Genomic DNA, 15032 nt, shown 5'->3' with positions numbered 1-15032 from the left:
TAGCTCTTATTTGCCAATACAAAATTTTGAGAAGATATTTCCAAGAATCTCGTCCGTGGTGATTTGACCCGTGATGGTGCCCAGATGGAAGATGACCTGGCGAATCTCCTCGCTCAGCAGGTCGGCCGTGAGCATCGCGTCGCAGCCCCGCAGCGCCTCCTCGAGCGCTCGCTCGGCCGCCGTCAGCGCCTCGTAGTGGCGGCCGTTCGAGACCACCGTGTCGCCCTGTTCGAGTGCCGCCGTGTCGACCTGCTCCCGCAGCCTGTGGCGCAGAAGGTCGATGCCCTCGCCCCGCTTGGCCGAGATGCCGATGACCCCCTCGGGCAGCGTCACCCCGGGGCGCATGTCGAGCTTGTTGACCACCGTGAGCAGCCGCTGTTCGGGCCGCAGCGTGAACTCGGGCTCGGGAAGCCGCAGCGTGGCCCCGTCTTCGTGTGCGTCACGGGCGGTGGCGGCTGTCGTTCCTTCGGGTGCGGTCTGGCTCCCCGCCGCAGGGGCATTGTGTGTGTCGGAGATGGCGGCTGTCGCGATGTTGTCCGCCGCAGCATTGACATGGGTGCCGGCGGCTGCCGTGTTGTCGCCGGCCGCGGTGGCTGAATGTGTGTGGGGAGGATTGGCCGCAGCCTCTGTCCGGGCGGAGTCGGCCGGTGCCAGTGTGGTGGCGTCGACAAGCCGCACGACGATGCGGGCGCGGGCGATGCCGGCACGGGTGCGTTCGATGCCCATCCGTTCGAGCCGGTCGTCCGTCGCGCGGATGCCCGCCGTGTCGATGAAGCGGAAGCGGACGCCGTCGATGACGGTCTGCTCCTCAATCAGGTCGCGTGTCGTTCCGGCAATCTCGGAGACCATCGCCCTGTCCTCGTTCAGCAGCCGGTTGAGCAGCGTGCTCTTGCCGACGTTCGGCGCGCCGACAATCGCCACCGGAATGCCCTCTTTCAGGGCGCTTCCCAGCGCGAAGGAGCCCCTCAGACGAAGAATCTCAGACAGAATCTCCTCCATCGTGCAGCGCAGCTTCCGCCGGTCGGCGAACTCCACATCCTCCTCCGAGAAGTCGAGCTCCAGTTCGAGCAGCGAGGCGAGGTGCAGTAGCTCCCCGCGCAGATGGTCGAGCCGCTTCGAGAAACCGCCCCGCAGCTGCCCTGCGGCGAGCGTATGGGCGGCCCTCGACGAGGAGGCAATCAGGTCGACGACCGCCTCGGCCTGCGCCAGGTCGAGCTTGCCGGCCAGGAAGGCCCGCAGCGTGAACTCCCCGGGCGTGGCCATGCGGGCCCCGGCGTCGAGCAGCAGCCGCAGAATCTCCGAGACGACGTAGGCCGAGCCGTGGCACGAAATCTCGACCGAGTCCTCGCCCGTGTAGGAGTGCGGGGCGCGGAAGAGCGAGACCAGCACGTCGTCGATGAGCCGTGCGCCGTCGCTGATGGTGCCGCGGTGGAGCGTATAGCCGGCCGCCTCGCTCAGCGGGCGGCGTCCCCGGAAGATGCGCTCCACCGTCTCGATGGCCCCGCTGCCGCTTACGCGGACGACGGCAATCGCTCCGCCGGTCGGGGTGGCCGGAGCGACAATGGTATCGTGGTCGTGAAGCATGGTGTTACCTCCCTTCGATGCGGAGCCGCTGGCCGATGCGCAGCTTGTGGGCATTTCGGATGCCGTTCCAGCGCATCAGCTGGGCCGTGGTGACGCGGTAGCGGCGGGCGATGGCCCCCAGCGTGTCGCCCCGCTTGACGACGTAGACCGTGCCGGTGCGCTGCTGGCGCTTCTTGTCGAGGTTTGCCGGATTGATGTACTCCTTCAGATAGGCCGAATCCTTGGCGAAAATCTCCTGCTCGTGGGCGATGTAGTCGGCCACGCTGCGCTGGGGCAGCGTGAGCGTGTAGCTCTTGGTCGTGGCCGGGATGATGTCGAGCTTGTACTGCGGGTTGAGCTCGCGCAGCGTCTCGAGCGGGATGTCGATGGTCGAGGCAATCTGCCCCAGGTGGAGGATGCGGTTGACGTGGAGCGTGTCGGTGGCCAGCGGCAGCGGCGTCTCGGCCGGTTCGATGCCGTGCTGGCGGTGGTAGGCGTAGCCGTAGGTCGCGCCGATGAAGGCCGGAACGTAGCCGCGCGTCTCGCGGGGCAGATAGTTGTAGATGTCCCAGAAGGTCTTGCCGCCCGAGCGGGCGATGGCCTTGTTGACGTTGCCCGGGCCGCAGTTGTAGGCCGCGATGGCGAGCGTCCAGTCGTGGTAGATGTTGTAGAGGTCCTTCAGATAGCGGCAGGCGGCGCGGGTGGCCAGCAGCGGGTCGCGCCGCTCGTCGACGAGCGAGTTGACCTCCAGTCCGTAGCTCTTGCCCGTCGTGGGCATGAACTGCCACAGTCCGACGGCCCCCATGGGCGATACGGCCGTCGTCGAGAGGGCCGACTCGATAATCGGCAGCGCGCGCAGCTCGATGGGGAGCCCTTCGCGCAGCAGCTCGTCCTCGATGAGCGGAAAGTAGTAGCGCGACATGGCCAGGATGCGGCTCATCGTGCCGTACTGCGAGCTGGTATAGCGGTTGATGTAGCCCTTGACGATGGCGTTGAAGGGGAGCTCGATGGGTGAGGCCAACGCCCGCAGCCGCTCGACGTAGAGCGAGTCGCCCGGCGCCTCTTCGCCTGCCGGCACGTCGGCGACGAACTCCCGGAAGAAGCTCTCGAAGGCCTCCAGCCGCCGCTGCTCCTGCCATACGGCCGCCAGCGAGTCGATTTGCTGCGGGGTGAGGTCGCGCGATGCCGTCGTGTCGCACCACGTGCGCGGGGTGCGCTTTGCCAGGGACGAATCTTCGGGTTCGGGCTCCGCGGGGGCAGGGGCGGCCGGCCGGCTCTCCTGGGCGGGCTGCGGGGTGGTCTGCTCGGTTTTCGTGGAGCGTTTTCTGCGGGGTTTGCGGTCGAGGGTGTTTGCGGTTGCGGTCCCGGCCAGCAGGCCCAGCAGCGTCAGTGTTGCGAAGATTCTCATGGATTAGAAATTCAGGCTCAGGTTGAATCCGAAGACGGGGCGGTGGCCGCTTGCCGTCGGAACGTATGTATAGTCGACCATCGGCTCGAGGTTCATCGAGAGGTCGTCCGAAATGTCGTAGTCCTTCAGGTGGGCATCCACGTGCGCGTCGATAATCTGGAGCACGTAGAGACCCGCCGTGATGATGATGCAGAGGTCGCGGTTGCGGCGGTAGCTGTCCTTGAGGTTCTTGAGGAAGGTTGCCGAGTAGCGGCCGCCGAACTCGTCGGTCGAGCCGTTGGGGTAGGCCTCGGGGTGGTTGTCGTAGTCGGCGCGCAGGCTGTAGGCCTTCTTGAAGCGCTGGTAGCCGCGGTTGTTCCAGTCGATGCAGTAAATCAGCGTGGCGAATCCGCCCACCACGAAGGGCACCTTCCAGTAGCTCTTGTTGTAAATCTGGCCGGCACCCGGACAGATGCAGGCCAGCGTGGTCGCCTTCTTGACGTTCGAGACCTCGTTGGTCGAGTAGTTCACCGCCGCGTCGCCGATGAAGTAGATGTAGGAGGCAATCGTGATGCCGAGGTAGAGCTGCCGGCGTGTGTTGCTCCGTATCATCTTCTGCTGCAGTGCGTTGAGCTCCGGCGTGCGGACCATGCTCACGTCGGTGATGGCGTCGAACTTGCGGCGCAGGGGCTTGTAGGTGCGGCTCTCGTTGATGTAGAGCGCCAGACCGCCGCCCACCAGTCCGTAGAGAATCGGCAGCTTCCAGTACTGCTTGTTGTAGATTTGGCCGTATCCGGGCAGCACGGTCGAGAGCCAGCAGACCTTCGAGAGCGACATTGAGTCGCTCATCAGCCAGCCGCGACGGCGTGTCGAGTCGGCGGCCAGCAGCGAGCGGCGGCCCGAGAGCGAGTCGCGCAGCAGCGAGTCGGTGCGGGCGATGTCGTCGGTGCGCAGCGCCGTGACCACGAGCGAGTCGGCCGTGAAGTCGGCGGCCAGCATCGAGTCGATTTCGCGGGCCAGAGCCGCCCGGGCGAGCGAATCGGCGCGCAGCTGCAGCGAATCGGCGCGTTGGAACATGCCACCGCGCACGATGGTGCGGGGGCCGCGCTTGCTTCGCAGCGGCGATTGGGCCGCGGCCGTCGAGCCGAGCAGGAGTGCGAGAAGCGCCAGCAGCGCCGTTTTGAACCGAAGTGCCGCCATGGGGTCTCAGGAGCGTTTGCCGAAGCGTTCGAGGAAGTTTTCGATGTCGCGGTCGTCGGCAAAGCCGATGACGATTTTGCCGCCGCCGTTTTTCGAGCGTTTGATGCTGATGTCCTCCGTGAAGAGCTTCTCGAGCTGCTCGACCAGACGCGAGTAGCTCTCGGGATACTCCTCCTCGTCGGCCGCCGGCTCCTTGCTGCGCGATGCCTCGTCGCAGAGCGTGCGCACGAGCTCCTCGACCTGGCGCACCGAGAGCCCCTTCTTGACGCAGCGCTTCAGCACGCGCAGCTGCTCTTCGGCCGGCGCCCCGGCGATGGCCTTGGCGTGGCCCATCGAGATGAGCCCCTCCTTGAGGGCGAGCTGCACCTCGTCGGGGAGCTTGAGCAGGCGCAGGTAGTTCGACACCGAGGAGCGCTTCTTGCCCACCTTCTCCGAGAGGGCGTCCTGCGTGAGGTGGCACTCGTCGATGAGGCGCTGCATGCCCAGCGCGATTTCAATGGCGTTGAGGTCCTGGCGCTGGATGTTCTCCACCAGGGCCATGGCGTGGAGGTTCTCGTCGTCCACCTCGCGGATGTAGGCCGGCAGGGTGGCAATGTCGGCACGCTGGGCCGCACGCCAGCGGCGCTCGCCGCTGATGAGGATGTATTTGCCTCCCTCGGCGCGCTTGACCGTCACGGGCTGGATGACGCCCAGCTGGCGAATCGAGTCGGCCAGTTCGTCGAGCGCCTCCTCGTCGAACTGCGTGCGGGGCTGCGTGGGGTTGGGAATGATGTCCGCGACGGCGATTTCGGCCATCTCGGTCATCGGTTTGAGTTTGACGTCGAGCTTTTCGGCGCCGAAGATGGCGTCCAGCCCGCGTCCTAATCCCTTCTGTGGTTTCATTATCGTCTGTTTTCTGTATTCGGTACTTCTTGCGGCGGTACGGCGCCTCTGTACGGGCGGTGCGGCCTTATCCGGTGCGCGGCCCTCTCTGCGGTGGGCGTCTTCCGGCTCCGGCTTTCCTCTCTGCGCGGGAGGTTCCCGCCTCCGGGCTCCGGCCCCTTCCGGGCGGGCTATTGCTGCTGCGCGGCCTCCTCGCCGGATGGCTCCGTGGCAGCCTCCTGAGCCGGACGGTTGCGCTTGAGGAACTCGCGCGCCAGCGTCAGGTAGTTCTCCGACCCCGTGGCGCTCGCGTCGTAGAGCATGACGGGCTTGCCGTGCGAGGGGGCTTCTCCCAAACGGATATTGCGCTGGATTATTGTGTCGTAGGCCAAATCGCCGAAGTGCTGCCGCACCTCGTTCACCACCTGGTTGTTCAGCCGGTTGCGCATGTACATCGTCAGCAGGAAGCCCTCGATTTCGAGCCCGGGGTTGAGCCCGCTCTTCACCTTCTTGAGCGTGTTGAGCAGTTTGGAGAGCCCCTCGAGCGCGAGGTATTCGCACTGCACGGGGATGAGCACCGAGTCGGCGGCCGTCAGGATGTTGACCGTCGTGTAGCCCAGCGAGGGCGAGCAGTCGATGAAGATGTAGTCGAAGCGGTCGCGCACCTCGTCGACCACCCGCTTCATCACGTGGTGGGCATTCTCCATCTTCGGCAGCTCGGTGTCGGCCGCCACCAGGTCAATCGACGAGGGGAGCAGCCACAGCCGCTTGATGTCGGGGCTCTGGAGGATGACCTCCGAGGCCTTGCGCGAGCCGGTGATGCACTCGTAGATGCCTTCGAGGTCGATGTCGAAGCCCAGCCCCGAGGTGGCGTTCGCCTGCGGGTCGGCATCCAGCAGCAGGACGTTCTTGCCCAGCAGGGCCAGCGAGGCCGCGAGGTTGATGGCCGTGGTCGTCTTGCCCACGCCGCCTTTCTGATTGGCCAAAGCGATTACCTTTCCCATGTTTCCGTTCACAATTACAATCGGGCAAATTTAGTGATTTTCCGCGGAATTCCATCACCGTGCCGTAAAAATGCGTCGCACGCCGGCTCCAATACGCTGAGAATCATCCGCGAGCCCGGAGCGACCCCGCTCCCGGCGGGGCGCGACGTCTTCGGCGGCTCTCCCGGAGGCGTGCCGCTGCGCCCCTGCGCCGGGGACGCTGCACCCTCTGTGCCGGGCATGCCGCCGGGCTGCTGCCGGTGTTCCGAGCGGGGTGTCCCGCCGGGACTCTGCACCCCACTGCGCCGGGGACGCTGCACCCTCTGTGCCGGGCGTGCCGCCGGGCTGCTGCCGGAGTTCCGCGCCGGACGTGCCGTTGGGGTTCCGCGCCAGGCGGCTTGTGGCGCGCCCCGACACCACCGACGGTGCGGTACGAGATGCCGCAAATTGAGAAAAGTGCTTGCTTTTGCCCGCGACTTGCATTATCTTTACCCGAAAAATTCCATACAACCATGGCAAAAACCGAGCACGGGGCTCCGGCAGGCGAGCCGCAGAACCCCCGGACGACGACCCGCTCCGACGCCGCCCCGCAGACCTCCGTTCCGAATACCGGCGCCGCGCAATCAGCCGCGCCGGCCCCCGCATCCGGTCGCCGTTCGACCTTCCCCACGGTGGTCGACCTGCTGGTCTTCTTCGGCATCTTCTTCATCGCCCAGGCCGTGGCGCTCGGCGTGGCGCTGCTGGCCGGTGTGCCGATGCCCGACACCTCGCTGCTCGACTCGCCCGACGAGGCGGTGCGCGTGGGCGAGCAGATTACCGTCTCGCATTTCAACGCCCTGACCTACGGCGTGGCAATGGCCTTCACGCTGGTCGCCTTCCTCATCTACCGCGCCCGCCGGGGCGGTCCGCGCATCGTGGCGCGCTTCTCGCTGCGGGGGCTGGACCCCGTGCTGCTGCTCTGGGGCGTGCTCTTCGTCTTCGCCACCTCGCTGGTCATCGAGCCCCTGCTCGAGCTGCTGCCCGCCGTGCCCAACGTCTACGGCCGCGGCGTATGGTCGCTGCTGACGCTGGTGGTGATGGCGCCGCTCTTCGAGGAGGTGATTTTCCGCGGCGTGCTGCTCGAATCGGCCCGCGCCCGCTACGGCGTGGTGGCCGGCTGGCTCATCTCGTCGCTCATCTTCGGCGTGGTGCACATCTACCCGGCCGTCATGGTCAACGCCATCATCATGGGCCTCATCCTCGGATTCGTCTACATCCGCACCGCCTCGCTCTGGCCCGCCATCATCCTCCACGCCTTCAACAACGGCGTGGCCTACCTCATGCTGGCCATGGGACGCGAAAACCAGATGCTCTCCGACATGATTGGCAACCGCACGGTCTATGCGCTGCTCTACACCCTGGCGCTGCTTGTCTTCCTCGTCTCGGGTTTCATGGTCTGCCGGACCCTGTCGATGCTCTCGCGCGAAGAGAAAGAGGAGCGTGCGGAGAAAAAACGGAATGCGGCGTAATAATCTGTGCGGCGCGTGCGTTAGTTACGGGTAAAAACCGTATCTTTGCCTTCTCGATGAAACGTTTGACCGTCAGAACGGCGCTTTGTGCGCTTCTTGTTGTCTTCGTCGCGGGCTGTCAGGAGACCCCCGGGGTCTTCAACCGCGATGCCGTGCTTGCCCGTGCCGGCGAGCACGAACTGCGTATGCGCGAAGCCGTTGCGAATCTTCCCCAGGGAGTTTCGGGCGACGACAGCGTGGCGTTCATGAAGCTCTTCATCGACCGCTGGGTCAAGCAGCAGCTCAAGCTGGACGAGGCCGAGGTGCTCTTCTCCGACTCGGTGGGGGGCATCGAGAAACAGGTGGAGGCCTACCGCCAGGCGCTGCTCATCCGCAAGCTCGAGCAGCACTACGTCGACCGCAACCTCGACACGGCCTTCACCCCCGAGGAGATAGCTGCCTACTACAACGCCCACAAGGGTGACTTCCGGCTCGACCGTACGCTGGTACGCGGCCGGATTGTCCGCTTCCCGACGGGCTACCGCCAGGCGCAGAAGCTGCGCAGCCTCATGTCGTCGAGCGGTCCGGCCCAGCAGCAGGACTTCCGCGACATCTGCGCGAAGAACGAGTTCGAGGTGACCGACTTCAAGGGCGATTGGGTTGACTACCAGGAGTTCCTGAGCCATCTGCCGACGCTCCGCACGCAGAACTACGATGCGCTGCTCTCCTCGAACGGCGTGCAGGAGATGCGCGACAACCGTTCGCGCTACTACTTCCAGCTCGAGGGGGTCTGCCGCGCGGGCGAGACTTCGCCGCTGGAGCGTGTCCGCGCTACCATCCGCCGGATTCTCTTCACGCAGCGGCAGGGTGAAATCATCCGCCGCCACGAGGAGGAGCTCTACAAGCGCGCCTCGGAGGAGGGCGAACTGCACCTGCCCGAAGCGGCGGCGGACGAGTGACCCGCTCCCGGGGGGCCTGAGGGAAAGGAACACCGGTGAGGACCGAATGCCGCGGCAAAGCGTTTGAGGACGGGGCTGCGGTAGGGGCAACCCGGACGAAATGGCGGGAGGCCCGGTGCAACCCGGACGAAATGAAGAACGAAAAAATGTACATGCAACATATGGTGAAAAAGGTTTTCTTGCTGACGGTCATGCTCTTTGCCGCAGCCGGGCTCAGGGCCCAGAAACAGCAGGTCATGCTCGACAAGGTGGTGGCCGTGGTGGGCAGCTCGTCGATTCTCTATTCCGAGGTCGACGAATATGCGCGCAACATGGTCGCCCAGCGTCTGGCCGAAGGCTACACGACCGACCGCGACCCCCACAACGAGGCGCTTGAGGCGCTGCTCACCCAGAAACTGCTCTACAACCAGGCGCTCATCGACTCGGTGGACATCAGCGCCGCCGACATCCAGACGCGCGTCGAGGAGCAGCTGCAGAACATGATTGACGAGGAGGGCTCGATTCCCAAACTCGAGGCCAAGCACCACATGCCCATCTTCAACCTGCGCGAGATTCTACGCCAGCGCTACGAGGAGCAGGCCTACGCCAGCAGCATGCAGGCCGAGGTGGTCAACAAGGTGTCCATCATCCCGGGCGAGGTGGAGCGCTACTACAAGCACATCGACAAGGACAGCCTTCCGCTCATCGCCGACCAGTATGTCTATGCGCAGATTACCCGCTTCCCCCGCACGATGACCGAGGCCAAGCAGCGTACGCGTGAACGGCTGCTCGACCTGCGCGAGCGCGTCATCACCGGGCAGGCCAAGTTCGAGAACCTGGCCCGCATGTATTCGCAGGACCCCGGTACGGCCATGCGCGGCGGCGAGATGGAGCCCACGCCGCTGGCCAGCCTCGACCAGGCCTTTGCCGACGCGCTGGCCGAGCTCAAGCCGGGCCAGATATCGGAGGTGGTCGAGACCCAGTACGGCTTCCACATCATCCAGTCCCTTGAGAAGCGTGGCAACATCTACCGGTTCCGCCACATCCTGCTGCGTCCGGTCTATACGACTGACGAGCTCTCCACGGAGCTCAACTTCCTCGACAGCCTGGTGACGGAGATTCGCCGCGACTCCATCACCTTCGAACAGGCCGCGCTGCGCTACTCGGACGACGCCTCGTCGAAGATGAACGGCGGTATCGTCTCGAACCACGACGTGCTGGAGCGCTTCAACGCCTTCGACGCCAAGCTCACCGTGACGAAGTTCCTCAAGGAGGACTTCGGCCGCTACAAGAGCCTCGACGACTACAACGCCCTGAGCCGCCTGCACGTGGGCGAGATTTCGGACGCCTACCTCACGGAGGACATGATGGGCAACCAGATGGCCAAGGTGGTCAAGCTGGTGCAGATTATCCCGACGCACGTCGCCTCGCTCAACGAGGACTACCTGCGGCTGGAGGAGATGGCCCTCACGGCCAAGCAGGAGAAGGCCTTCCGCGAGTGGCTGACCAAGAAAATCGACGGCATGTACGTCTACATCGACCCCGAGTTCCGCGGCGGGGCCTTCGAGAACAAACACTGGGTAAAATAACTTCGCGACCGTGCGCACGTTTCTCTCCATAGCAGCGGCGGTCGCCGTCGTGGGACTCCTCTTCGCACAGGGGGGCGCTCCGTCGCAGCCCGCCCCGCAGGGCGAGATGAAAATCATCAACCTCAAGTCCGACGTCTCGGGTCCCGTCTCGCCGGGCGACTCGGTCATCTTCCTGGTGGGCAACTTCGCCGCGCAGCACAACGGCGCGGTCATCACCTGCGACAGCGCCGTGCGCTATTCGGACATGCGCATCGAGTTCTTCGGCAACGTCCTCATCAACAAGAACACGACCTACATCTACGGCGACCGCGCCCTCTACGACGGCGAGGTGAACGAGGCACAGGTCTTTTCGGACATCATCAAGGTGGTCGACGGCGACGCGACGCTCTATACCTACAGCTTCCTCTTCAACACGCTCGACAACGTGGGCGAATTCGACGGCGGCGGCGTGCTCGTCAACCGCGAGAATCAGCTCGAGGCCGAGCGCGGCTACTACTACGCCGACACGAAGGAGCTGGTCTGCGTCGACCGGGTCGAGATGCGCAACGACGAGTACGAGCTGCGCGGCGACTCGGTGGTCTACAACATGGCCACCGACAACGCCTACTTCTTCGACCGAACCCACATCTGGAACCGCGAGGGGGACTACCTCTACGCCGACCGGGGCCGCTACGAGCAGGCCGACACGCTCTATGCCGTCACGCGCAACGGCTACATCCTCACCGAGAAGCAGGAGGTCTGGAGCGACAGCATCGACTACTACCGTCCGCATGGCCACGCCATCCTGCGGCACGACATCCAGCTCGACGATACGGAGCACAAGAACCTCGCCTTCGGCGACTACGGCGAATACTGGAAGGAGCCGGGCAACGCCTTTCTGACGCGGCGCCCCGCGCTGGTCAACTACGACCTCTCGCAGGGCGACTCGCTCTTCATGCGCAGCGACTCCATCTACCTCTTCACCCGCACCCTTTCGCAGGATGCGGCCGACGCGGCTGCTGCCGCCGAGCGGGCGCGCCTCGATTCGCTCGCCGCGCTGCAGCAGGCTGCCGCTGCGGCCGACTCGATGCGTGCGGCCCGTCAGGGTTCGGTCAAACGCCGTACGGAGGCCCCCGATTCCCTCTCGACGGCTCCCGGCCGGGGCGGCTCGCGCCGCGAGCGCGCCGCTGCACAGGTCGAGGAGCAGCTCGGCGCCCTCCGCGATTCGACCGCCGCTGCGCCGGCTGCCGAGGTGACGGCTGCTTCGGAGACTGCTCCCGATGCGTCGGCCGCCGGGAACAAAGCCCCGGCCTCCGATTCGCTCGTCGCAGCGCCGGGTGCCGACTCGCTGACTGTCGACTCGCTGGTGACCGATTCGCTGGCGGCCGATAGCGTGCAGCTTACCCCCGAACAGCTGAAGGCGCAGCGCAAGGAGGAGGCCCGCAAGGAGCGCGAGGCGCGCAAGGCGGCCGCCGACGAGGCCAAGCAGAAGATTCTGGACGAAATCGCCGCCAGGCGCAAGGCCAAGCGGGTCGAGATGGTCCGCGCCCAGGAGGAGAAGGAGCGCGAGCGGCTGCTCGCCCGCCGCGAGAAGGTCGAGAAGAAGCTGCGCGAACGTGTCGAGCGCGCCGCCCGCAAAGGACGTACGCCGCGCCTCGACTCGACGGAGCTGCTGCATCTTGACTCGCTGCTGGGCATCTTCGAGAAGAGCGTGGACTCAACGGGCGGCAGGGGGGCCGACTCGCTGCTGGTCGATTCGCTTCCGCACGGCAGGGAGGAGGGGCTGCCGGCCGATTCGCTCGCGTCGGAGGGCGCCGACTCGGTGGCCGTCGAGGTCGACAGCATGTACCGCCTGGTCAAGGCCTTCCACAACGTGAAGATTTACCGCACCGACTTCCAGTCGGTCTGCGACTCGCTTACCTCCATCAGCCGCGACTCGACCATCCACCTCTACCTCTCGCCCGTGCTCTGGAACGAGAACAACCAGGTGGTCTCCGACGTGATGGATGTCTATACGGCCAACCGGCAGCTTACGCGCGCCGAATTCATTGGCAGCCCCATGATGTCGAGCGAGCTCGACACGCTCCACTACAATCAGGTGGCGGGCAAGGAGATGACGGCCTTCTTCCGCGACAACCAGATTTACCGCAACGATGTCAACGGCAATGCCCAGACCATCTACTACATGCAGGATGGCGAGGGGGGCGAAATCACCGGCGTGATGGTGCTCGACAGCGGCAACATCTCCTTCTTCTTCGAAGAGAAGCAGGTGGTCAACATCATCTACCGCATCAACCCCGTCTGGACGCTCTACCCGCTGGACAAGGTGCCCGAGGAGCAGTCGCTCGAGCTCAAGGGCTTCAAGTGGGAGGGGGCGCGGCGGCCGACGCAGCGCGACGTCTTCGACCGGCACATCCGTCCGTCGCGGCGTGCGGCGTGCGGTGAGCTTCCGAAGCCCGACTTCCCCATCCACCGCGCCCTCGAGGAGCACAAGAGGCGCCTGATTGAGGAACGGCGGTGGATTGACCGCAACGACCACGTCGATTCGGAGACCGTCGACTGGATGCGCACGCTGGGTTACGAGGTGGGCCAGCCCCGCGAGTCGGGCCCCCGTCTGTAGTCCGCAGCGGCAGGGCTGTCGGCACGGATGCGCGCTCCGGCGTCGTGTTCGTGCCGTTCCCGTATCCGGCGGGGTGGGGGGGGAGAGAAGGAGAGAAAAAGCCGTCGGGTAGAGCGTGTACCCGGGAAGGTAAAAATAACCGTCGAGCCGTTTCCGGATTCGGCGGGGGAAGCGGAAAATAGCCGTCGAACGGAGCGTGTCCCCGGCGAGGTAAAAATTGCCGTCGAGTCGTTCCCGGGGGGCCGTGAAGAGGTGCTCCACCCGGCCGAGGCGGCGCGGTGGACGGGAGCCGGGCTCGGGTGCGGCGGCTGTGCTGCAGAGGCGCTGACGTTGCAACTGACGGCGGATACCCGGCGGGCGGTGTGGAGATAATAACCAGTAAAGACGATGAATACGAAGATTGATACGGACCTGAACCCGGAGGCGGAGCATGCGGCCCCGGGCGTTGCTGCACAGGCGGGTGACAACGGCGATGAGCTCTTCCCCGTGGTCGATGCCTCGGGGCGCGTCATCGGCTCGGCCCGGCGGCGCGAGTGCCACGGCGGCTCGATGCTGCTCCATCCGGTGGTCCACCTCCACCTGTTCGACGCCGACGGACGGCTCTACCTTCAGAAGCGCCCCGCCTGGAAGGATATCCAGCCCGGACGGTGGGATACGGCCGTGGGCGGCCATGTGGCCTACGGCGAGACAATCGACGAGGCGCTGCGGCGCGAGGCGCGCGAGGAGCTGGGGCTCGAGTCGTTCGAGGCGGAGTTCGTGCGGAGCTACGTCTTCCGCTCGGAGCGCGAGCAGGAGCTGGTCTACGTCCACCGCTGCCGCTACGACGGTGAGGTGCGGCCGAGCCGCGAGCTCGACGGCGGCCGCTTCTGGAGCCTCGACGAACTGCGTGCGGCGATGGGGCGGGGCATCCTGACGCCCAACTTCGAGTCGGAGGTTCCGCTGCTGCTCCCCTGCCTTGCGCAGCGGTAGCCCGACACGCCCGTGGACGGGGCGCCGCACGGCCGCGGGGCCGAGAAAAACATAGCCCGGTTTTTGCCGGGCGAGGGATAAACGAACAACTATGGAACATATCATCAAACGATGGGTCGACGCGCTGCTCGTCCGACTCGGATTCGCACCCGAAGCCGGGGCCGAACAGTGGGCCGCCTTCCTGCTGATGGTGGTGCTGGCGCTGCTCTTCTACCTGGTGTGCCGGCTGCTGCTGGTGGGCGGCGTGCGCCACATCGTCTCGCGCACGCGTGTCGAGTGGGACGACGTCCTCTTCAGCGGCCACGTCATGGGGCGCCTCTGCCAGCTTGCGGCCGTCATCCTGCTCTACAGCGTCACCCCGGCGGTGCTCATCGGCCACGACGCCGAGCGCCTGACGCTGCGCGTGCTGGAGATACTCATAGTGGTGGCCTTCTTCCGGCTGGTCAACGCGCTCATCGGAGCCGCCTTCCACATTGTCTCGCACCGCCCCGCCTGGCAGAACAAACCCATCAAGGGGCTTCGGCAGACGGCTCAGGGCATCGTCGCCATCATCTGCGTGATTCTCATCGTCTCAATCCTGCTTGACAAGTCGCCCGCCTTCCTGCTCACGGGACTGGGCGCCTCGGCGGCGGTCATCATGCTGATTTTCCGCGACAGCATCCTCGGTTTCGTCTCGGGCATCCAGCTCTCGGCCAACGACATGCTGCAGGTGGGCGACTGGATTGCCATGCCCAAATACGGGGCCGACGGCCGCGTGGAGGAGGTCTCGCTCACGACGGTCAAAATCCGTAACTGGGACAACACGATTGTCACGCTGCCGCCCTACCTGCTGGTGAGCGACTCGTTCCAGAACTGGCGCGGCATGCAGCAGTCGGGTGGCCGGCGTGTGATGCGCTCGGTCAACATCGACATGACGAGCGTGCGCTTCTGCACCCCCGAGATGCTGGCCCGCTACCGCGAAATCGACCTGCTGCGCGACTACATCGACTCCACGCAGCAGCGCGTCGAGGAGTACAACGCCGCACACGGCATCGCCCCCGGCTCATGGAAAATCAACGGCCTGCACCAGACCAACCTGGGGGTCTTCCGCGCCTATCTGGAGCGCTACCTGCGCGCCGAGGTCCCCGTCAACCGGGGCATGACGCTCATGGTGCGGCAGCTGCAGCCCACCGAGACGGGCCTCCCCATGCAGCTCTACTTCTTTACCGACACGGTCGAATGGGTCACCTACGAGCGGATTCAGTCCGACGTCTTCGACCATGTGCTGGCCGTTATTCCCGAATTCGGGCTGCGGGTCTTCCAGAGCCCGGCGGGCAGCGATATCGGGCGGCTCGGCGAGGAGGTCTCCCATGCTCGGGAGGAGTCTGCGGAGAACTCCCCCGCACCGGCCGGCGACGAATCGCTCGGCAGCTGACCCGGTCCCTCGGCCCGGGAGGCAGACACCATACGGCCCCGC

11 protein-coding genes are annotated in these 15032 nt (G+C 65.5%); 6 read left to right on the top strand and 5 right to left on the bottom strand.

The window, feature by feature from the left end; genetic code table 11:
• Nucleotides 1-6 precede the first annotated feature (6 nt).
• The 5 genes from mnmE to C8267_RS06180 all read right to left on the bottom strand — a co-directional run bounded on the left by mnmE (nt 7) and on the right by C8267_RS06180 (nt 6015).
• On the bottom strand, nt 7-1584 hold the full coding sequence (mnmE, locus tag C8267_RS06200; RefSeq protein ID WP_106634045.1) for a tRNA uridine-5-carboxymethylaminomethyl(34) synthesis GTPase MnmE: 1578 nt from the start codon (nt 1582-1584) through the stop codon (nt 7-9).
• Between the two features lie 4 nt (nt 1585-1588).
• On the bottom strand, nt 1589-2971 hold the full coding sequence (locus tag C8267_RS06195) for a lytic transglycosylase domain-containing protein (RefSeq protein WP_106634044.1): 1383 nt from the start codon (nt 2969-2971) through the stop codon (nt 1589-1591).
• A 3-nt stretch (nt 2972-2974) separates the two neighbouring features.
• Nucleotides 2975-4150, bottom strand: coding sequence for a DUF5683 domain-containing protein (locus C8267_RS06190; protein ID WP_106634043.1), 1176 nt, complete (start codon nt 4148-4150; stop codon nt 2975-2977).
• Nucleotides 4151-4156: 6 nt separating this feature from the next.
• Nucleotides 4157-5032 (bottom strand): ParB/RepB/Spo0J family partition protein, encoded by an 876-nt coding sequence (locus C8267_RS06185; protein WP_087362296.1) that lies wholly within the window; start codon nt 5030-5032, stop codon nt 4157-4159.
• Between the two features lie 170 nt (nt 5033-5202).
• Nucleotides 5203-6015: a ParA family protein gene (locus C8267_RS06180; protein ID WP_087362295.1), complete on the bottom strand. Its 813-nt coding sequence runs from the start codon at nt 6013-6015 to the stop codon at nt 5203-5205.
• Nucleotides 6016-6506: 491 nt separating this feature from the next.
• Between C8267_RS06180 and C8267_RS06175 the strand changes: the two genes are divergently transcribed.
• From C8267_RS06175 to C8267_RS06150, 6 genes are all read left to right on the top strand, one after another.
• Nucleotides 6507-7502: a CPBP family intramembrane glutamic endopeptidase gene (locus C8267_RS06175; RefSeq protein ID WP_106634042.1), complete on the top strand. Its 996-nt coding sequence runs from the start codon at nt 6507-6509 to the stop codon at nt 7500-7502.
• 56 nt (nt 7503-7558) lie between these two features.
• A complete protein-coding gene (locus C8267_RS06170) occupies nt 7559-8440 on the top strand; it encodes a hypothetical protein (protein WP_087362293.1) in 882 nt (293 codons plus the stop codon).
• 161 nt (nt 8441-8601) lie between these two features.
• The gene (locus tag C8267_RS06165) at nt 8602-10008 is read left to right on the top strand and encodes a peptidylprolyl isomerase (protein ID WP_106634041.1); all 1407 of its coding nucleotides are present in this window, start codon (nt 8602-8604) and stop codon (nt 10006-10008) included.
• A gap of 10 nt (nt 10009-10018) precedes the next feature.
• Nucleotides 10019-12607, top strand: coding sequence for an OstA-like protein (locus tag C8267_RS06160; protein ID WP_106634040.1), 2589 nt, complete (start codon nt 10019-10021; stop codon nt 12605-12607).
• A gap of 387 nt (nt 12608-12994) precedes the next feature.
• Nucleotides 12995-13576 carry an NUDIX hydrolase gene (locus C8267_RS06155; RefSeq protein WP_106634039.1) on the top strand — a complete coding sequence of 194 codons (582 nt, stop codon included), beginning with the start codon at nt 12995-12997 and terminating at the stop codon, nt 13574-13576.
• Between the two features lie 91 nt (nt 13577-13667).
• The gene (locus C8267_RS06150; RefSeq protein ID WP_106634038.1) at nt 13668-14990 is read left to right on the top strand and encodes a mechanosensitive ion channel family protein; all 1323 of its coding nucleotides are present in this window, start codon (nt 13668-13670) and stop codon (nt 14988-14990) included.
• The last annotated feature ends 42 nt before the right edge of the window (nt 14991-15032 follow it).

This window comes from Alistipes sp. Marseille-P5061 (assembly GCF_900290115.1).
In the GTDB taxonomy this organism is placed as follows: Bacteria; Bacteroidota; Bacteroidia; order Bacteroidales; family Rikenellaceae; genus Alistipes; species Alistipes excrementigallinarum.
This window is presented reverse-complemented; position numbering and strand designations above follow the sequence as displayed.

Bases quoted from the DNA above. Each gene is read 5' to 3' on its own strand.
- mnmE (WP_106634045.1), bottom strand. From the start codon at position 1,584: ATGCTTCACGACCACGATACCATTGTCGCTCCGGCCACCCCGACCGGC.
- C8267_RS06170 (WP_087362293.1), top strand. From the start codon at position 7,559: ATGAAACGTTTGACCGTCAGAACGGCGCTTTGTGCGCTTCTTGTTGTC.
- C8267_RS06150 (WP_106634038.1), top strand. From the start codon at position 13,668: ATGGAACATATCATCAAACGATGGGTCGACGCGCTGCTCGTCCGACTC.
- C8267_RS06185 (WP_087362296.1), bottom strand. From the start codon at position 5,032: ATGAAACCACAGAAGGGATTAGGACGCGGGCTGGACGCCATCTTCGGC.
- C8267_RS06190 (WP_106634043.1), bottom strand. From the start codon at position 4,150: ATGGCGGCACTTCGGTTCAAAACGGCGCTGCTGGCGCTTCTCGCACTC.
- C8267_RS06180 (WP_087362295.1), bottom strand. From the start codon at position 6,015: ATGGGAAAGGTAATCGCTTTGGCCAATCAGAAAGGCGGCGTGGGCAAG.
- C8267_RS06165 (WP_106634041.1), top strand. From the start codon at position 8,602: ATGGTGAAAAAGGTTTTCTTGCTGACGGTCATGCTCTTTGCCGCAGCC.
- C8267_RS06155 (WP_106634039.1), top strand. From the start codon at position 12,995: ATGAATACGAAGATTGATACGGACCTGAACCCGGAGGCGGAGCATGCG.
- C8267_RS06175 (WP_106634042.1), top strand. From the start codon at position 6,507: ATGGCAAAAACCGAGCACGGGGCTCCGGCAGGCGAGCCGCAGAACCCC.
- C8267_RS06195 (WP_106634044.1), bottom strand. From the start codon at position 2,971: ATGAGAATCTTCGCAACACTGACGCTGCTGGGCCTGCTGGCCGGGACC.